Annotated in this window: 18 protein-coding genes, 1 tRNA gene and 1 pseudogene; 11 read left to right on the plus strand and 9 right to left on the minus strand. The window is 49.2% G+C overall.

Features of this window, described 5'->3' with window-relative positions; genetic code table 11:
- Positions 1–11: 11 nt before the first annotated feature.
- From HZ995_RS11120 to HZ995_RS11130, 3 genes are all read left to right on the plus strand, one after another.
- Positions 12–929 (plus strand): nucleoside hydrolase, encoded by a 918-nt coding sequence (locus HZ995_RS11120; protein WP_209355721.1) that lies wholly within the window; start codon positions 12–14, stop codon positions 927–929.
- A gap of 106 nt (positions 930–1,035) precedes the next feature.
- Positions 1,036–1,125 (plus strand) — tRNA-Ser (locus tag HZ995_RS11125).
- Positions 1,126–1,295: 170 nt separating this feature from the next.
- Positions 1,296–2,939: a site-specific integrase gene (locus tag HZ995_RS11130; protein ID WP_209355722.1), complete on the plus strand. Its 1,644-nt coding sequence runs from the start codon at positions 1,296–1,298 to the stop codon at positions 2,937–2,939.
- A 685-nt stretch (positions 2,940–3,624) separates the two neighbouring features.
- On the opposite strand, the gene HZ995_RS11135 is transcribed toward HZ995_RS11130, so the two are convergent.
- Positions 3,625–3,810 carry a hypothetical protein gene (locus tag HZ995_RS11135; RefSeq protein WP_209355723.1) on the minus strand — a complete coding sequence of 62 codons (186 nt, stop codon included), beginning with the start codon at positions 3,808–3,810 and terminating at the stop codon, positions 3,625–3,627.
- A 250-nt stretch (positions 3,811–4,060) separates the two neighbouring features.
- Between HZ995_RS11135 and HZ995_RS11140 the strand changes: the two genes are divergently transcribed.
- The gene (locus tag HZ995_RS11140; RefSeq protein ID WP_209355724.1) at positions 4,061–5,059 is read left to right on the plus strand and encodes a recombinase family protein; all 999 of its coding nucleotides are present in this window, start codon (positions 4,061–4,063) and stop codon (positions 5,057–5,059) included.
- Between the two features lie 91 nt (positions 5,060–5,150).
- Here the strand turns inward: HZ995_RS11140 and HZ995_RS11145 are convergent, their stop codons facing one another.
- Positions 5,151–5,837, minus strand: coding sequence for a hypothetical protein (locus tag HZ995_RS11145; protein ID WP_209355725.1), 687 nt, complete (start codon positions 5,835–5,837; stop codon positions 5,151–5,153).
- Between the two features lie 218 nt (positions 5,838–6,055).
- Between HZ995_RS11145 and HZ995_RS11150 the strand changes: the two genes are divergently transcribed.
- A complete protein-coding gene (locus HZ995_RS11150; RefSeq protein WP_209355726.1) occupies positions 6,056–6,745 on the plus strand; it encodes a hypothetical protein in 690 nt (229 codons plus the stop codon).
- A 53-nt stretch (positions 6,746–6,798) separates the two neighbouring features.
- On the opposite strand, the gene HZ995_RS11155 is transcribed toward HZ995_RS11150, so the two are convergent.
- Together HZ995_RS11155 and HZ995_RS16220 are read right to left on the minus strand one after the other, a co-directional pair.
- Positions 6,799–7,428, minus strand: coding sequence for a hypothetical protein (locus HZ995_RS11155; RefSeq protein WP_209355727.1), 630 nt, complete (start codon positions 7,426–7,428; stop codon positions 6,799–6,801).
- A gap of 123 nt (positions 7,429–7,551) precedes the next feature.
- A pseudogene (locus tag HZ995_RS16220) lies at positions 7,552–7,665 on the minus strand (hypothetical protein); the annotation flags it as partial.
- A 146-nt stretch (positions 7,666–7,811) separates the two neighbouring features.
- Here HZ995_RS16220 and HZ995_RS11160 point away from each other — a divergent pair.
- Together HZ995_RS11160 and HZ995_RS11165 are read left to right on the plus strand one after the other, a co-directional pair.
- Positions 7,812–8,033 carry a hypothetical protein gene (locus tag HZ995_RS11160; RefSeq protein ID WP_209355728.1) on the plus strand — a complete coding sequence of 74 codons (222 nt, stop codon included), beginning with the start codon at positions 7,812–7,814 and terminating at the stop codon, positions 8,031–8,033.
- Between the two features lie 103 nt (positions 8,034–8,136).
- A complete protein-coding gene (locus HZ995_RS11165) occupies positions 8,137–8,328 on the plus strand; it encodes a hypothetical protein (RefSeq protein WP_209355729.1) in 192 nt (63 codons plus the stop codon).
- A 59-nt stretch (positions 8,329–8,387) separates the two neighbouring features.
- On the opposite strand, the gene HZ995_RS11170 is transcribed toward HZ995_RS11165, so the two are convergent.
- The gene (locus tag HZ995_RS11170; RefSeq protein WP_209355730.1) at positions 8,388–8,696 is read right to left on the minus strand and encodes a hypothetical protein; all 309 of its coding nucleotides are present in this window, start codon (positions 8,694–8,696) and stop codon (positions 8,388–8,390) included.
- 677 nt (positions 8,697–9,373) lie between these two features.
- Positions 9,374–9,928 carry a recombinase family protein gene (locus HZ995_RS11175; RefSeq protein ID WP_209355731.1) on the minus strand — a complete coding sequence of 185 codons (555 nt, stop codon included), beginning with the start codon at positions 9,926–9,928 and terminating at the stop codon, positions 9,374–9,376.
- A 405-nt stretch (positions 9,929–10,333) separates the two neighbouring features.
- Here HZ995_RS11175 and HZ995_RS11180 point away from each other — a divergent pair, with 405 nt between their 5' ends.
- Together HZ995_RS11180 and HZ995_RS11185 are read left to right on the plus strand one after the other, a co-directional pair.
- The gene (locus tag HZ995_RS11180) at positions 10,334–11,437 is read left to right on the plus strand and encodes a helix-turn-helix domain-containing protein (RefSeq protein ID WP_209355732.1); all 1,104 of its coding nucleotides are present in this window, start codon (positions 10,334–10,336) and stop codon (positions 11,435–11,437) included.
- Positions 11,438–11,938: a hypothetical protein gene (locus HZ995_RS11185; protein WP_209355733.1), complete on the plus strand. Its 501-nt coding sequence runs from the start codon at positions 11,438–11,440 to the stop codon at positions 11,936–11,938.
- A 232-nt stretch (positions 11,939–12,170) separates the two neighbouring features.
- Here HZ995_RS11185 and HZ995_RS11190 read toward each other — a convergent pair whose 3' ends face one another.
- Both HZ995_RS11190 and HZ995_RS11195 read right to left on the minus strand, forming a co-directional pair.
- On the minus strand, positions 12,171–13,700 hold the full coding sequence (locus tag HZ995_RS11190) for an FAD-binding domain-containing protein (protein WP_209355734.1): 1,530 nt from the start codon (positions 13,698–13,700) through the stop codon (positions 12,171–12,173).
- A 58-nt stretch (positions 13,701–13,758) separates the two neighbouring features.
- The gene (locus tag HZ995_RS11195; RefSeq protein WP_209355735.1) at positions 13,759–14,271 is read right to left on the minus strand and encodes an aggregation factor core; all 513 of its coding nucleotides are present in this window, start codon (positions 14,269–14,271) and stop codon (positions 13,759–13,761) included.
- A 215-nt stretch (positions 14,272–14,486) separates the two neighbouring features.
- Between HZ995_RS11195 and HZ995_RS11200 the strand changes: the two genes are divergently transcribed.
- Positions 14,487–15,542: a Stealth CR1 domain-containing protein gene (locus HZ995_RS11200; protein ID WP_209355736.1), complete on the plus strand. Its 1,056-nt coding sequence runs from the start codon at positions 14,487–14,489 to the stop codon at positions 15,540–15,542.
- 99 nt (positions 15,543–15,641) lie between these two features.
- Positions 15,642–16,724, plus strand: a complete 1,083-nt coding sequence (folE2, locus tag HZ995_RS11205; RefSeq protein WP_209355737.1) for a GTP cyclohydrolase FolE2 — start codon at positions 15,642–15,644, stop codon at positions 16,722–16,724.
- A 10-nt stretch (positions 16,725–16,734) separates the two neighbouring features.
- Here folE2 and HZ995_RS11210 read toward each other — a convergent pair whose 3' ends face one another.
- The gene (locus HZ995_RS11210; RefSeq protein ID WP_209355738.1) at positions 16,735–17,565 is read right to left on the minus strand and encodes an SDR family oxidoreductase; all 831 of its coding nucleotides are present in this window, start codon (positions 17,563–17,565) and stop codon (positions 16,735–16,737) included.
- Positions 17,566–17,573: the final 8 nt, after the last annotated feature.

Raw genomic sequence — 17,573 nt, forward strand, 5'->3', positions numbered from 1 at the left:
ATGAGGACCCTATGACAAAGATCATTATCGACACAGATCCCGGCATTGATGATGCAATGGCGATTTTCTACGCGGCGGCGGCTGAGGATATCGAGTTGCTGGGCCTGACCGCGATCTTTGGCAATGTGACCGTCGACACCGCCACACGCAACGCGTTGCGACTGGTTGAGGCGGCCGGTCTCGATATTCCTGTGGCTCGGGGTGCTGAGAAGCCGCTTGAGATGCCGCATATCAAACCCTCAGCCCATGTTCACGGCGACGAGGGCTTTGGCGATATTCCCGCTGCGACACCTAAAGGCAAAGCGATCGACGAAACCGCGGCCGAGTTCCTCGTCCGCATGGCGCGCGCGCACAAAGGCGAGTTGGTGCTTTGCCCAATCGGGCCATTGACCAACATTGCGCTTGCCATCCAAGCGGATCCAGAGTTCGCCCCAAATGTGGATCGCATCGTCCTGATGGGCGGCTCTTACAAAGAGGGCGGCAATATCACGCCCTATGCCGAGGCCAATATCTACCATGATCCACATGCGGCTGAAGTGGTCTTTGCCTCTGGCGCCAAGGTCGAGATGGTGGGGTTAGACGTCACCCATCAGATCCTCTGCACCAAAGAAGATTTCGCCGCGATGGCCGAGGCCGCACCAAAGCTGGGCGGCATGCTTCAGGACATGAGCCACTTCTATCTGAAATTCTATGAAACGGTCGGCAAATTCGATGGTTGCAGCCTGCACGATCCCGCGGCCGTGATTGCCTGCACGCACCCGCACCTCTTCACATCTGAAGAGGTCGGCATCACGGTTGCCACCCAAGGCGAAGAAATTGGCGAAACCCGAGCTGCCGCTGACGCTCGCAGTGAAACAAGCGTTTTGATGGGCGTGGAAAGTGAAGTAGTGAAGTCCCTGTTTATGCAGAGAATTTCTGATCTGTCGTGATCGCATTAAGCGCAGTTTGACACGTTTGATCAACGACCACGAGCCTATCAAAAAAATGATAAAAAGCCCTTGTGGAAGCAGGGGCTTTTCTTTACTTCCGGTCAGTGGAGACGTGGCCGAGTGGTCGAAGGCGCTCCCCTGCTAAGGGAGTATACCGGAAACGGTATCGAGGGTTCGAATCCCTTCGTCTCCGCCATCAAACAATTTTTCTTTTTCATAATAGTAAGTTATTGAGAAATAAGGTTTCTGACAAGTTACATTGCTACAATATCATGCTACAATTTGCGTATGAATCCACGAGTAGCTGTCCCGAAACTGTTCCGCAGGAAAAATCGCTGGTACGTCCGTATCCAGGTTCCAAAAGGAATGCAAAAGAGACTTGGGAAAAAAGAGTATTGGAAATCCCTGAGAACGTCTGATCGCCAAGAAGCGTTGAGGATTGCGCCGTCGGTCGTTGCTGATGCTAGAGCAATCATGAATGCAACGTTCAGCAAGGCCGAGGGAATTCGTACTACGATAACCGAATTTGCCCAAGATCACGAGCAAGCTTTGTTCCGAGAAGCTTATGCAAACCATGTCAAAGGCGGCTCCGATTTGATTTCGGAATATGAAAGCAGCGCATTTAGATCACTGAAGGAATTTGCAGACCACAGAGAGGCAGTGGTGGTCGAGATGATCGCACGTCTTCGAGTTGAGCGTGGTGTCAATCCGAGCATCAAGATAATGATGCTCTCGTTGGCAGAAGCAAATGGGTTCAACGCACCACCCGGTTCAAAAGCTGAGGACACGTTGCGACGCATTTGCGTAGAGAGCTTTATCGAAGCGAAAAGAAATGAGGTTGCTCTTCTAAAAGGGAAAGCAGTTCACACAAGCCCTAACCCCGAAATAGTTGATCCTGCTAGTGGCCGACCAAGAGATTTTACTCCACTACGTAGCCTACTTGCCCGACCACCAGAGGAGCCGGTTAGCCTGACCAAACTGGTTGAGGAGTTTATTGCAAACCCGAACAAGATCAGAACGCCCAAGACCCAGAAATCGATCCGTGGGTCTTTGGAAGTTGTCATCGAAATCTTGGGAGATGCTACATCGCCTGACGAGATCACCGAATTAGACTGCGAACGTGTCCGGGACATTATTATGCAGTTGCCACCTAATTTTCGGAAACTACCGGCTCTGAAGGATCGGTCGATAGATGAGATGGTGAGGATCGCTAGAGCTAAAGGAATGGCAAGATTGACGCCAACGGGCGTCAACACATACTTGAAGTGGCTGACCACCTTCCTGAACTGGTGTCAAAAAAAGGGTAAGCTAACTCGGGTACCGACTTCATTCAGCGAAATCCGGGTAGCTGACCCTGAGAGAAAAGAACACAAACGTTTGCCATTCAAAGATGAACAGCTACAAACCTATTTCCACAGCAGGGTTTTTACCGAACAAGACCGTTCCAACTGCCTATTCTGGGTGTCTTTGATAGCCCTGTGGAACGGAATGAGGTCAAACGAGATTTGTCAGCTTGATGTTGCCGATGTGTTAGAAATTGAAGGCATTTGGGGCTTTGATATCTCGTACATCAGCGCATCCGGCGATGATGACAAATCGCTTAAAACTGGGGCCTCTTTCCGATTGATCCCGATTCACAGCAGGCTGATTGAGTTCGGTTTCTTGGAGTTTCATGCCCGCCGACCGAAGGAAGCCAAATTGTTTGGCGACATCACTCGTGGATCAGACGGCTATTATTCGAGCACTTTCAGTAAGAAGTCCAACCGGTATCTTGCAGAGGTTGGTGTCCACGGGCGCAAGCAAAAATTCCATTCTTTCCGCCATAATTTTCGCGATGCACTTCGACGTGGTCGGGTTGATCGAGAAATTGGAAAGGCTCTTGGTGGATGGCAACGGGGAAAGACGGAAGCCTTCGATATCTATGGTTCTGGGTTCCCTTTAGAAGAGTTGGCAGGTGAACTTGATCGAGTTGACTATCCCAGAGTCGAATGGGACCATTTAGTCATATGAACCGCATCGTATTGCGACCCCGGCAGGGTCACAATTCCCTTTGGTTTATTTGAATTTTTTGGAATGTGTGAAAGCGCTAGGCCCTCTGGCACTAACTGACACCAAGCAAGATTACATCGCGCCTAGCATTGTCCGCTACACGATCTGTTCTTTGATCGATTGCTCTATGTCCATGACAGCACCGCGGGTGATAGCGTTTTCGTTCACGAGGGATATCCTATCTCAACTAGAAGCCATCGAGGCCGACGAGGCAATATCTAAACAAGCAGCTTTGGAAGCTGAGGTTCCCCTATCAGCGTTTGGTGAGCCTTGTTTGCCTGCTATTCCAACGTCCAATGATCCGCAGGACTAACATCCTTTATGTTCGTCTTATCGATCACATCGAACAGTAGTTGATAAACCGTCAGAAAGACCAACTCGGCAAACATTTACAGGCCAAGATTTTCCGCAGTGGTGAACGCAATGCAAAAGCGTGTCCGAATATCGCTACTGTCCTAAACCTTTGGATGATACCAGGGTAGCTTGAATCGGAATATCGACCTCCCTACCTTTTTCCCGCTCGGTGCACAGCAACTGACGTAATCAGTCCATCCGACGCAGGTATTGTCGTAGAAGGAGTTAATACGATGCCCCAATTTACATCACCGCGTACTACGCCGCCATTTTGCATTAACCCATGTGAAAACTACATCGACGGTGAACTGGGAATCTCCGGGTGAACTTCGTCTCGGGTTTCTTGCTCAATAAGCATTTCAATGGCGTCGCTGACTAATTCTCCAAGTGTGCGCCGCCCTGTTTGAAGAGCATGAATCTTCGCATCGGTGACCAATTCTGGGTCCAAATTGCGTATAGTATTACGTGTTCCTGACATTGGTTGTCTCCCTAAGAATTACACCAGTATTTAGGGCATTTTAGCATTCTAGGTGTTTCCAGAGATCAAACGGATCGTGGCGTCGCTGACGTAGCATAAATACTAGTTCAGCGTGGTGAACCACGGGTCCCCTAAGAGAGAAGAATTGAGCCATGACGGCAAAACACGACATAACCGATCCAAGCAAAAAAGTTGCCCAACACGGTGCGTATGTCGTGCTAGTGGTCAAGGTTTTACATGTGGTGATGTGATGTTCTCGAAGACTATCCAAGATAAAATCCAAGAAGGGAATGCAAACTTATATCGAAGGGTCAGCACGAGTAAGCAAGCCAAAGACGGGTACAAGCATCAACTCGAATGCATTCAGGCGAAATACCCAGATTTCACTATTTCGAACAGTGCCAGGATCAGCGAAAAAGAAATTATAACGGGTAAAGCCGATATGGAAGTTCGGGTAGCCACCAAACTAGGTAAATGTCTTCGACAGCTTGTTCACAATCCAAATGAAATTCTTATAGTTTCTAGTTACGACCGCATCGCGAGATGTGCTGAGGTCTTTGAGAAAATTCAGCAAGTGGCGATGGGGGACCGTATCTTCGATGCATCCACTGGAATGAACGTGGATGACTTTGTCAAAGCTGGCCTGCATCGCTCCTTGGAAAAAGAAACGAACGAAAAGCACCTTGCCCAGCTTGCGTCAATTAAGCGTCGTCAGGCTGCCGGTGAAAAAATTGGTTCTGACAACATTGCAAGTCATTCAACGAAAGGATCAATGACCAAGGTACGTCGCGCAGAGAACAGGGTAGGAAAGGTTCTCAAAGTTGTCTCAGCTATGGCTATTCATGGAAGAGGTAAGCGTCCTTCATATGAAGAAATCAGCGACGAATTGAACGCACAAGGTATCCGGACTGGGCAAAATCGCCTTTGGTCAGCGGAAAAGCTCTGTCAATTTCGGAAGAGATCACCAGAGAAATGGGATCAAGCCTTCGATGCTTATGACAGACCGCGACGGCGGCTATTCGCACTAATGGACGCGATAGAAATAGAAATTCTGAATCGAAGAAAAACCCGCCGTCGAAAGATATGGTTGGCACATAAAACATACCTTGAAGAATTACTATACGGGGTCACATGGAGTGATCGTCGATCATCCCTGAATGCACCTAGCCAGTATATTGATCAGACACTTAAACAAGTCGGCGAGGATGGGTGCCGTGGCCCTCCCTCCAAATTCCAGTGCGCTCTTTAGCAGTTTTCAAGCTGGAGTTCGGGCTAATCCGTTCCGTGGCTCATCAGTTGTCTGATCAAAGATCACTTTAGCTAAGCAGTAACGAAAGCCCCTAAAAGGGTGGTTTTCTAAGGCTTCTTAACAAGAACCAAGAGCAGCCTGCGAATATGATCATTGGGACAAGAAAATTGGCAACCGCCTCAAATGGATTATTCGCGACATCCAGAAATCGGATGAACACAAGGCCAAAAAAACCGCTAAATGCCCAAGCAATAAAAGGAACAATTCGATTGCTCTTAACTAAGTCTTCCACCGTTGTATTTAAATCTTGGCGGATTGCGTTGACCGAAGCTTGGATGTCTCCGTCGCGATCAACTTCTGGATCGACTGAATCGAAAGGCTCTAATTGCTGACTCAACGAAGCGGTTGCTTGTCGTTCTTCTCGCATTCCATTCACAATCATCACGATACCGTAGATTATGGCGGCAAAGGCGATCGGTGCTATCCAAACGGCTAAATTGTGCATGTCCCCTCGAAGTTCTCGGAAAAACTGATAGAAAAGAACGCTCATACCACTTGCGATCATTGCACCAACATTTTGCGTGTCGAGTCCCTGTTTCAGAAATAATTTCGTGGTATTCATTTCCATTAGCCGCGCTTGAACGTCTAGGCCAATTTCACCCGGTCGCATAAGAAGGTTTGCTTGAGCTTCAAGCTCTGACATTGCCATATGCTGCTGTCTATTGATGTGACCAGATTTGAAAATGCGGTCCCAAAATCCGAGTTGATCTTTCTTCAATGAATGCCCCTCCAAATAGACGACAGGTCCGTGACAAACCGTGTATGCACAATACTCCACTGAAGACTGCATGACCCTGGAAGACAATGCAATTAGCGATGCAAATTGCGATGGCACGAAGTCCAGTCTTCTATGGGGCAATTGATTTCTAGCGCTTCAGTGTTACGCTTACGGCAATTACATGCAGCCCAACTTGTCTCAAAATTTGGAGCACCATTGTGAAATACATATTGCCTATTGTCGCAGCTTTGTTCGTCTCTTTTGCAGTCTCTTCTGCACACGCTACGCCTTTGAACCAATGGAAAATCTCATGTGGTGTGGACAAAGGTTCCATCAAAAAGAAGGGCAAGACGCGCATTTTTAAAACAAGCACTAACCATTGCACAGGCGGCGTGTTTCAGCAGCGGGCAGAAATTACGTCTAAGAAAGTCAGCCCTAACATCAAAGGAAAATACCGCTTCACCTCAACCATCAGCATGACGAACAACAAGAATGAAAAATTCGATATTTTCCAAATGCATGACGGTCGTGACGGATGCGCTCCTCCTCTGAAGGTCACGGTTCTTAGCAATGGTCGCTTCAAGCTGGAAGCAGACTATAAGACTGGTAAAGGCGAGTCTTGTGTACGGGACGTTTTCGCTCAGTCCACGAAAAGCAATGTCGTGTTCAAACGTAACGGCCAACCACAGCAATTGGATGTATTCGTGGATTTTCGAGGCAAAGCTCATTTCTCGGTGCAAGTGTTCTTAGATGGAAAGTTAGCTGCGCAAGGTGACTATTCACCACCTGAGGGAAAAGGCTATTTCAAATCTAGACATTTCTATTTCAAGCACGGTGTGTACTCATATCGGATGTTTGACTATGAGATGGTCTCTCAAAATATGTCCGTCAAACGTGTTAAAAAATAGAGGCCGTACCAACACACTTAGGTAGTGATCACGGAGACTGGCAATGAGTGAACTCAAAGCCCGGACATCTTAGTTCGTCCTTTGAAACCCTTTTGAAAGTGCAACGCAGCTATCTGAAAGCCACCCTGCGGCCATTCTTTTGGCGTATCGAGCAATAAGATTTCTTTCAGGCCAAACCCTGCATCACGAACGTCTCTGATGCGTGCCCTGCTACTGAAGTGAACCAGCGGTATGACCCAGACGACATTCGTTGCCAATGACATTGCATGGATATTAAAGGCTCGAAACTCTGACCATGGTGGGTTGCTTATGATCCAATCCACCCGTTCGGACAAATCGAAGAAGTCCCGACCCTCGTCTAATTCGCACCATCTCGCATCTGCTTCTGCGGGGAATGCTTCTAGGAAACTCCCATCACCTCGGCACGGCTCCAGAACAATTCCAGAAGGCGAAAAATGCTCAACAACGTCCCTAGCCATCTGCCGTGGCGTGTACACCTTGTCATGCTCCGGACCATTTCTAGTTGGCACAGCCCGTCGGTTCTTAGGAACGACTTTTGGCGCTATCCGTAGGGCAGTCAAAACGTCGTCCAGAACGCTCATGCGTCCAATACTGCCATTTTCGAGGGAGAGGATGCTGCGTGATGTTACGCCAACTTTTGTGGCCAAGGTGTGCTGAGACATTTTCCGTTCTTGGCGACGGTTCCTAACGATAGAGCCAATTTTCTGATCTGCTTGGCGGCCCTGCCATGTGAGGTTGCACCGAAGTGCCCAAAGGACCTTTTCCAAAGTTCTTAGTGAAGCAGCACTTCTTTCGACACTCGCCAAACTGTCAGGGTTTATTCCCGCCCTACGTGCTACCTCAGCAGCGGAGTGCCCTTGTCGATTACGTTCTCGTTTAACCAGTTCGCCTACTTTCATAGTGAATACTTTTGGGTCACAATCACCCAATTATTTTCACCTATGTTTCGTATTTGCAAGTACAGTAATATGCGCTCTCGCGTTTCGACATTCTCTTTGAGGTGTCATGGTCAAACACGACATAACGACGAAACAGCCGCAACAGTATGAACCACGCATTTGGTGTTGCAGATGCGGCATTCCACGAGCACGCACGTTCCAAGGTGCTTGTTTGGCAAAGCTTCGTTTTGGTTTCGGGACAACTCAGTGCCAAGCATCGAGAGGCCCACTCGATGGTCGTCGAAGACGTCCGAATGATGCGTGGCCGCTTTCCGAAACCAGTCACATTTTCTACTGAGCACACCGACGACCGCATCATGCGTGCCTAAATTCTTTCGCCCTAAAATCGCCACTTTCGGATTGAAGTTTTGCCATTTGCGGAAACTATAACTCCCTCAAAGTTTGATTAAACCCAAGAAGGAAACAGTATCGATGGAAAGAAAACCAGCAACCATCCTAGAGATTGTAGAACGCGAACAACGCCATTCTTTGTCTGATCGTGAGTGGAAACACCGGCTACGTGGATACGGCTATTCGATCAAATCCCGCGAAGATGGTCAGTTTGTTACTTCTCTCCTCGGTGGTGAGGAAATCTGTAAGCTTCCACAAGAATTGGCGGCTTAATCCCCTGTGTAACGCACCAACTGCCAGAACAGAGAGTTCGCCGTTTCTCGGGGCCAGCCTTAAGCGATTTTGGCTAGTTCAATGGACCGTACTGTTCCAGATTTGACGCTATATGCCTTTTTGAATTCGCGTGCGGCAGAGGCGGTCAAACTACCGTTCCTTGATTGGAATTTCATTTCTATTGGCCCAATCATCAGAAGCTCCACACCTTCAAAGTAGAAAGTTTCCCATCCATCCAAGTGTGAGCGAATTATTCCTCGCTCTGCAATGTCATGGATGCTCACATCAATCCCTAGGCATTCGGAAACCGCTGAAATCGCTTCAGACTGAAACTGCCGTTTAAGCTCGTCTGAAACAACATCCTGCATAGTAAGCTAACCCCAACCTGAAACTACGCGAACATAGTTCAGCCCTATTCTCCACCAATCACGTGTGCCGTGACCATCCCTAGTGCAGATTAAATAGCGCAGTTTTCCGCATGGATAGAAGTTGCTTATTGGGGAAAGAAGGATTGAGTTATCCGTTGTGTCTTTCCGACATGAGTAGCCAGAAGCACCAAATTGAAACGATTCTTAGCTTTCCTGGCGTCTGTTTCCAAATCGGCGATCATCAGGGCAAAATTTTGACACAATTTAATTCGCAGTAGAATGTCGTGCACATCAAGAAAGTGCCTCAGAGTCGCTTTTCTTGCCCCCACCCACGCGGCTCTGAGGCATGTTTTCACCCATAGTTATTAGTCTAATCGAGAATGAGGACCGAAACGTTGAGGCCAAAGGCAATTATAGCTGGAAGTGTGAAGCAAACGTTGTCGGAACTAAATCTAAAACATGTGTGGTTCCATCGTGCTATTTTTCGCGGTGAGGACGATGAAGGGCCGGTGTTCATATTCTCGGTCAACAACCCAAAACTACTAAACGATGTAGAGCTAAGGGGATTTTCGGTTCATCACTCAGCTAAGCATCACCCACGCTTAGAAGAATGCGAGATAATAGCACGTCAACGTATCAGGGGATGATCACCACACCACTTCATCGGCCTAAGGTGCTTACGTGGTCTCTCGATGATCTCTTAGTATTCGAAACACAGAAGCTCTTCCGATTTCTAACTGCTTGGCAATCTCATCGGGACGGAAGCCTCTTTCCCTCAACCTCAATACCTCTGGTGCCTTAGCACGTGCAGTTGGCTTCCTTCCCTTGTACTTACCTTCCTTCTTTGCTTTGGCGATCCCATATGCACGACGCTCAGCCAAACGGTCGCGTTCAAACTGAGCAACTGCTCCCATCATGCGCACCAATAGCATTTGAGTAGGATCAGTTGGATCAAGCGGGTGCTTTGACAGGTCGGGAAGCAACCAAATCACATTGTCATTGGCGGGACGAGTAATTGCCTCATCGGCAGCAGCTAGATCACGAAAGGCGCGGTCCATTTTTGACGACACTAAGCATATGCGATTAACTGGAGATGCTTTCTTGCTGGCTTCAGTAATCATTCTCTGAAACTCTGGACGTGCTGATCTCGTTGAAGCTTCCTCATAGAAAAACCGATCACAGCCTATTTGCTTTAATGTCCTGATCTGTTCTTCCCAACCAGCAGCTTGCATTTTGCGATCTACTGAAACCCGTACGTATCCCCATTTCTCCAATCGACACCCCCTGTATCATTGTGTTCTAAAGCAAGTGATACAGTATCATTAGGATGCTGATTCGTCAATTTTGATACACCATGAAGGAAGTTATGTTGGTATCTTTGGGGATGTCCCATGTGAGACAACATTCGCCGCTGTACTGAACGCGGTGTAATTTATCGTAATACAACAATTTCGTGACTACCTCGATCATATCGGCCGGGAGGCATCGGGTTCGCGAAACAAAATGGGGCTTTCGGAGACGGCTCGCGCTGGAAGCGTAAATAGTAAAATGGAGCTAGACAATAGGCAGTATGGCAATTATGTATATGCAATATTATCTTGCTTTTGTAGTTTCGCAAGATTTAGGTGGAGAGAAAAATGTCACAGACATTGTTTGGTGAGAGGCTTAGGTTTCTTCGTGACCAAAACGAAATGTCACAAGATAAACTAGCGAATTTGCTTGGATTAGAGAGTCGGCAAATAGTATCGAACATCGAGACCGGAGTTCGTAAGATAAGTGGCGACGAACTTATTGTGTGTACAAGCATCTTTGGCGTCGGGCTTGATTTCTTCACTAACCCATATCTTTTGGTTGGCCAGGGCTCTTTCTCCTGGAGGCAGTCCGGAGTGCCCCTGGAGGAACTGCGAGGCTTCGAAGCTCTGTCTGGCGAATGGATCGGTGCGTATCGTTCCTTGCGTAACCAACTTGGTAAGAAGCCTCGAGCGCTTCTTTCTGAAGTTCGGCTGACCAAAAAGTCCTCCTACGAGGAGGCGGTAGAAATGGGTGAGGCCGTAGCTGCCGAGCTTCAATTGGGTGATGTTCCGGCTCACTCGCTAGCCTCGGCTGCAGAAGAAAAGTTGGACGCGGTTGTCCTAATGACAGATACGATTGAAGGCATCTCAGGGGCGGCGTGCCGCCTACCTGAAATGAACGCCATCATTATAAACCGCAACGAACCGATATCACGGCGCAACTTTGATTTGGCTCACGAAATTTTTCACATCCTAACATGGGAGGCTATGCCGCCGGAATATTTGGATGGGGTAGACAATGCTAAGTCTCGGGTAGAGCAGCTTGCAGACAAATTTGCGTCAGGGTTGCTGCTTCCGCAAAGTGCTTTGGAGCGACATCTGGATAAGCTTCAACCCAGCAGTGAAGACTTTGTGGACAATGTTAATCGGGTTGCGACGGAGATGATGGTTTCGTCCGTCGCTCTACTTTGGCGTCTGGTTGATTTGGGGATTTTAAGCAGGCAGCAGTGTCGGGAATATTCAGAGACAAATTGGTTTAAGTACAACGGTGGCATGCTAGAAGACTTGCGCCCTGCTTTACTCAGTAAGAAGTATTTGTCTGTGATTGGTGAAGCGGTGGAGAAAGGGCTGATTTCCGAGCGGAGGGTCGCGGCGCTTCTGCGATTGTCGTTTGAAGAATTAGCCGGGCTTTTTATCGATCATGAGTTGGAAAGCCCATTGGGACTGTAAATGAAGCGTTCAGACATTGTACTGGTCGATGCATGCATAATTATCGAAGCACACCGAGTAGGTGTTTGGAATGCAATGCACAAAAATCTTACTCTGGAAACCGTGGAGACTTGTATAATCGAGGCGCAAACGGGAAGAGCAAATCGCCTCGACCCTGCGGTTCTCGACGCGGAACTTCGTGCCGGATTCTCGGCGGTTCACCAAGTAAGCCAGGCAGAAATTGCCAATCATTTGGCCGCCGCTGAAGGCAATTTGCCAGTCATTGATGCTGGCGAATTGGAGCTTTGGGTGCACGCTTGTCAGCGAGACGACGTGTGGTTTCTTTGTGGGCCTGACCGAGCAAGTATGAGATTTGGTTATGAATTGGGGTATGTAGATAGGCTAGTCTCGATGGAGCAGGTCCTTGATCTTGCTGGTGTCCAAAACAGCGGCATCAACGCCCACTATCAAGAGAAATGGTTGAGCGAGCTAAAGACGAATCTGACGATGGGCATTTTGTGAGATGCTATTGAGCAGTGATAACTCATAAAAAATTTGCTCCACATTTTGCTACACGAAAAAATTTTGAAATAGTTTTTTAATTAATAATAATAACATATTAGCCATAATACCATATGGTGGATGACGGACTTCGTCTCCGCCAACATTGCCGGCTTGAAATGCTCCTTATGATACCGACAATCGGGCCTTTACGGAGTTTTTTGCTAGGGATTTCTGCGCTAGTTTCCCGCCTTTAGAACAACTTGAATTGTTTATCTTCCTCATTTTTGAGTGTTACCCGTTTACCGGAGCGGCTGCGGCTTCCCAATTTTTGAAAGACCGCGGCAGAAGACGTTCGAAAACCGTCCTGTTTGCGAATTTCGAAAATGCGCTTCTTGGCTTCTTTCGCAGCGATTTCATGGTCCACAATGCGGTGAGGATAGTCTCTTCCCAACTTGAACGTGTCATCTTCGAACAAAGTTCGATCCCACGTCCATGGTGTGTGAATGAATTCGTCTGGCACCGCTTCCATTTCCGGGACCCACTTTCTGATAAAGGCACCCGTTGGGTCATGTTCTTTGGATTGCTTTACGGGGTTGTAAACGCGAATGGCATTAATCCCTGTCACACCAGACTGCATTTGGAGCTGACTATAGTGGATCCCGGGTTCGTAGTCGGTGAATACTCTTGCTAGGAAATGGCCAACCACGCGCCAATCTAGCCACAACTGATAGCTGGCAAAGCTCACTAACATGGCACGCATACGGAAGGTGATCCAGCCCTCAGCAAGGAGATTGCGCATACAGGCGTCTATGAACGGGAACCCGGTCTGCCCTGATGCCCAGGCCTTGAAATGAGTTTCGTTGTGTGCGTACTCGCGCAATCCTTCGAATGCAGGGTGCATGCATTTTGTTTCGATAGAAGGCTGGTCTTCGATTTTTTGTATGAAATGGCATCGCCAAGCGAGCCGAGAGCCAAAAGCGCTGTAGTTTCGACCGTAGATCGATTTCTCCATATGCGATAACTGAGAGCTACGTTTCGCAAGCGACTGCACAACTTCTCGCACGGACAGCGTGCCCCAAGCGAGATGCGTAGAAAGTCTGGAGCAATGATATTCCGACGAGTCGGGCGCTGAGATGTGAGAAAGGTAGTGACGCGATCGCGTTAGCAAGAAGCTCCGAAAATCTTCGATGGCGGCGCGTCTTCCGCCACGTTGAACGCGACCGTAAAGTGGTGCGCCAAACATAGGGGAGTCTTTGTTTGGCATCACGTCTGTTTTGACGGTTATTGGTTCAAGTTTGCTGGGCTTTGCGAGGATCTCATCTTTCATGCGGGCGTTTCTGATTTTTGCCCAGTCATCACGACTACTGAGCCTGCGCACGACGCCGTTGGATGGAAATTCGCGAAACTTGATCCCTTGATCTGCGCAAAGCCGAGCTACGGAAATATCTCGCGCGTAGGTCCAACCGTTCCCGGATTCTTCATGCGCAAAGACTTCGGCGACCCCGAAATCTCGAAACAACTTGCCAAAGACCTCGCATGCATCACCAGCCTTCACGACAAGTGGCTGCCCCAGAACCGAAAGCGCCTTGTTCAGGTCGACCAAACAATCGTGGATAAAATGCCAATGACGACGTGACGCAAACGGCTGTTGCCAGTAGTCCGGCTCTACAATGTATAGCGGGATCACCGGCCGACCTGACTGAGATGCCGCCAACAGTGGCGCATGATCGTGAACGCGCAAGTCGCGCTTAAACCAGACAATGCATGGGGATTGTGACATCTGCTCAGATTCACGCGTCGATTGGGTGGTGAAGCGTCAGGCCCGTTTTAACCAATCTCTAAGCGTTACATTCTGGCACGCTTAGCTTCACCTCGGCTGCTGCCCCCATGATTGCGGAAACTGAGGTGGTCTCGGATTTGAAGCTGACGGTGGTCCCGCTTATCTCGCTATCAGAGACAGTGATCGCACGTGCGCCACGAGTGTCGTCAACATCGATGGTGAAGGCGATCGATGCGTTCGTTTCCAGGCCCGAAATATCCAGAACTGCGAGTTGGTCCCCGTCTGAAATCGTAGGCAGTGTGTTCAAAAATTCTGCTCCGGACGTCAGCTCAAAAGGCTGGAAAACTTCAACTCCTGCGCCTGATCCTGAAACATCAAAGATCAACCCTGCATCGGATCCTGTGAAATCGATTTTGAAGATGCCAGCGCCAATATCGCAGTCGCTGAAGTTCGTTAATACAAAGCGATCTTTCGGGGCGCCCTCAATGAATTCCACACGTATGTCCGCCAGCGCCGGGCTTGAGAACGCTATTGTTCCAATGACTGCAGCAGAAAGAATTGAGTTACGCATTGTCCGCCTCCCACGTGTCTAGACATTCAAAATACGAATGGTCGGGCGATGTGGATCATTTGCCGCTGCTTAAGTCGGTGACTGTTTTTCGTTTTGGTGTCAGCTCCGCCGGTTGTGATCTAATTGGGCTACAGTCGCGTATTCTTGGTCATGTAGTTGGCAAGTGAGCTACACTATCGACCACAATTACGAGACTGGATTTGATACCAGAGATAATGACACAGCGGCCTGCGGACGAAGACGAGACGGGCGACCCCATTGATGCGGTTATTACCTGGGTCGACGGTAGCTCGGAGAAACATAGCCGCAAGCGACAGCGATACTTAGCGCAAGCAGGTCGCGCCCTGCATGAAAACGCAATCAACCCACATCGGTGGGCCTGTAACGATGAAATCCTCTACTGCCTTCAATCGCTGGAAAACAACGCGCCTTGGGTGCGCAAAATTTGGATTGTTGTCGACGATGAAACGCCAGACCTACGGTCGCTTTCTGAAAACATTCGGGCAAAGATACGGTTCGTGTTCCATCCAGAGATCTTTGTCGAGTTCGCCGATGCGCTGCCGACATTCAATTCGCTGGCAATCGAAAGCATGCTCTGGAGGATAGACGGGCTCAGCGAGCGCCTTATGTATTTCAACGATGACGTATTCTTGGCCGCGCCGTTGCAACCGTCTGATGTGTTCAGGGGGAATTTTCCTGTTTTGCGAGGAAAATGGGTCGACTATAGCGAAGCTCTGAGCAGTCCGGCCGTGCGTCGTGACCCGGCTAAATTCAATCATTACATGCAGTTGAATGCCGCGACCATGATGGGTCTTGAAGCCACTCGACTGTTCTCATCCGCGCATGTGGTTCATCCGCTGCGGCGTTCGGTCATGTCACGACTGTTTGATCAGCACAGGGAAGCCTTCGGCAAAAACGTGGCACATCGGTTTCGCGATCTGAGCCAGTTCCTCCCGCAAGGTCTTCACAATCACGCATGCATCATTGCGGAGGAGGCCGTTTTTGAGACAGCTGCCGATCACCTGCATATCGTAAGTGGACAGGGGGTGGGACAATGCCCGTCTGAAACCCGTTCGTTGTTGCAAAAGGCGACCAGTCCCGAGATCAAGTTTTTATGTGTCAACGATTTGCCCCAATTAGAAGATGTCGTGCCAGAGGCGCGTGAGTGGATTAGCTTGGCAATTGGCGGTTTTCCTGCGGGCAAAAATTTTTGCTCAACGCGCCTTCCCGGCAATCCCTTAGAGCCGGGAGTTCTTCCAGAGCCAAGTTAGAAATAATTTCTCTCTCCGACGACAATTATGGTCCTCATGAAGTGATCCGGAACGCGACATGATGCGTAATACTCTTTGTTCTTTAAGGAGTTGATCACCATGATCGAGATCGTGCTACCCAAGCAGTTGAACAATGCGAAAGCATCTACTGGCGCCTCTTTTGGCGAAGAAAAGATGGAAGCCATCAGCCGCGCCACACCATCAAAGGTAGACAACGATTTTGGTCGCGAACTTGATCAAGACCCCATTGGATTAAACCGCAGTTTCCAAGAGAATTTTGTAGTCAATGATGCATACAAAGCCAGCATGCCTGATCTGCAAAACGGGCCGTCGAGCCTGATCAAGGGATCCAAAACTGCAATCCAACACGTTGGCATTTCAAACTTCCGCCTGCCTCTGAAATGGCGGACCCGCTCGGGCGAGTCCTTGGCGCTAGAGACATCCGTGACTGGGTCCGTCTCGCTTGAGGCATCGAAGAAGGGCATCAATATGAGCCGCATTATGCGCTCGTTTTACAAATTTGCCGATACGCCATTCGATCTTGAGACCACGGGACAAATTCTGAAAAGCTATTTGGATGACCTGGAAAGCTTCGATGCGCGTTTGCAGCTCAGCTTTCGTTACCCGATGCTGAAACGCTCCTTGCGCAGCAATCTAGAGGGGTACCAGTACTACGATGTGGCTTATGAGGTGATCCGTAAAGGAAAGTCATCAACGAAAATTATGCATTTCGACTATGTCTATTCGTCGACCTGCCCGTGTTCGTTAGAGCTGTCTGAACATGCCCGAAACAGCCGCGGGCAGATCGCAACACCGCATTCTCAGCGCTCTGTAGCGCGAATTTCAGCGGTCATCGAAGATTATAAAACGATTTGGGTCGAAGATCTTGTGGACCTATGCCTGAAAGCCATTCCCACAGAAACACAAGTGATGGTCAAGCGCGAAGACGAGCAGGCGTTCGCAGAATTAAACGGCTCAAATCCGATCTTCGTCGAAGACGCAGTACGGCTCATTTATGCTGCTCTGGACGGAGTCAGCCACATCGGCGATTTCCGAGTGATCGCGAGCCACCAGGAGTCGCTCCATAGCCACGATGCCGTGTCGATCCTCACAAAGGGCGGCACATTTGATCAGGTGAGCTACGACCACAGAATGTTCGCGTCCCTGTATCACGTGGGGTAGGGCAGGGTGTTTACGAAAACTGCCGAGGGCGATAGCCCGTAAGGTGTTCCCCACCATCCAAAGCGATGATCTGACCAGTGATTGCTTTTTGGGACAGCAGGAAGCGGACAGTTTCGCATACCTCACTCAAAGATGCAGGCCGTTGCAGGGGCAGGAGCGAACACCGCTCACGAAAATGCTCTTCTGTCCGGCCGGCTTCTGGCAAAATCGGCCCAGGCCCGATCGCATTGACCCGAATTCTTGGTGCAAACTCTTCCGCCAAGATTTGGGTCAGGTTCCAAAGACCTGTTTTTGATAGGGTGTAAGTAAGGTGTCTAGGCGAAGGGTTGAGCACCCTGGAATCGATCACATTAACAATGGATCCGCCCGCCCGATCCGGCAAACGATCTGCAAAGTGCTGGCACAATAAAAGCGGCGATTTGAGGTGCACGCCCATGTGATTTTCAAATGACTCCGAGGTTGCTGTCGATACATCGTCCCATTCAAAAACCGACGCGTTGTTAATCAAGACACCTATTGGGCCACAACGGTTTTCGGCGCGGTGAATGAGCTTTGCCGCTTCCCCTGCAAGGGAAAGATCGGCCTGTACGATTTCCGCATGGCCACCAGAAGCTTCGATCTCACCCTTTAGATGGTCGGCCGCGTCCTTGGAGCCGTTGTAGTGTATTGCAACGGACCAGCCCGACGCGGCCAAATCCAATGCAATCGCCCGACCTAAGCGTTTCGCAGCACCCGTAACCAAAACAGAACTGGTTTGCGGTGTCGGTTGTTCAAACGCATCATGAAAAAAAATCTCGTCACTGTGATGCACAGGTTTGGTTATTGCGTCCACTTTATTCATCGAGACCA

Origin of the sequence: Cognatishimia activa, from assembly GCF_017798205.1 — a bacterium.
GTDB lineage: Bacteria > Pseudomonadota > Alphaproteobacteria > Rhodobacterales > Rhodobacteraceae > Cognatishimia > Cognatishimia activa_A.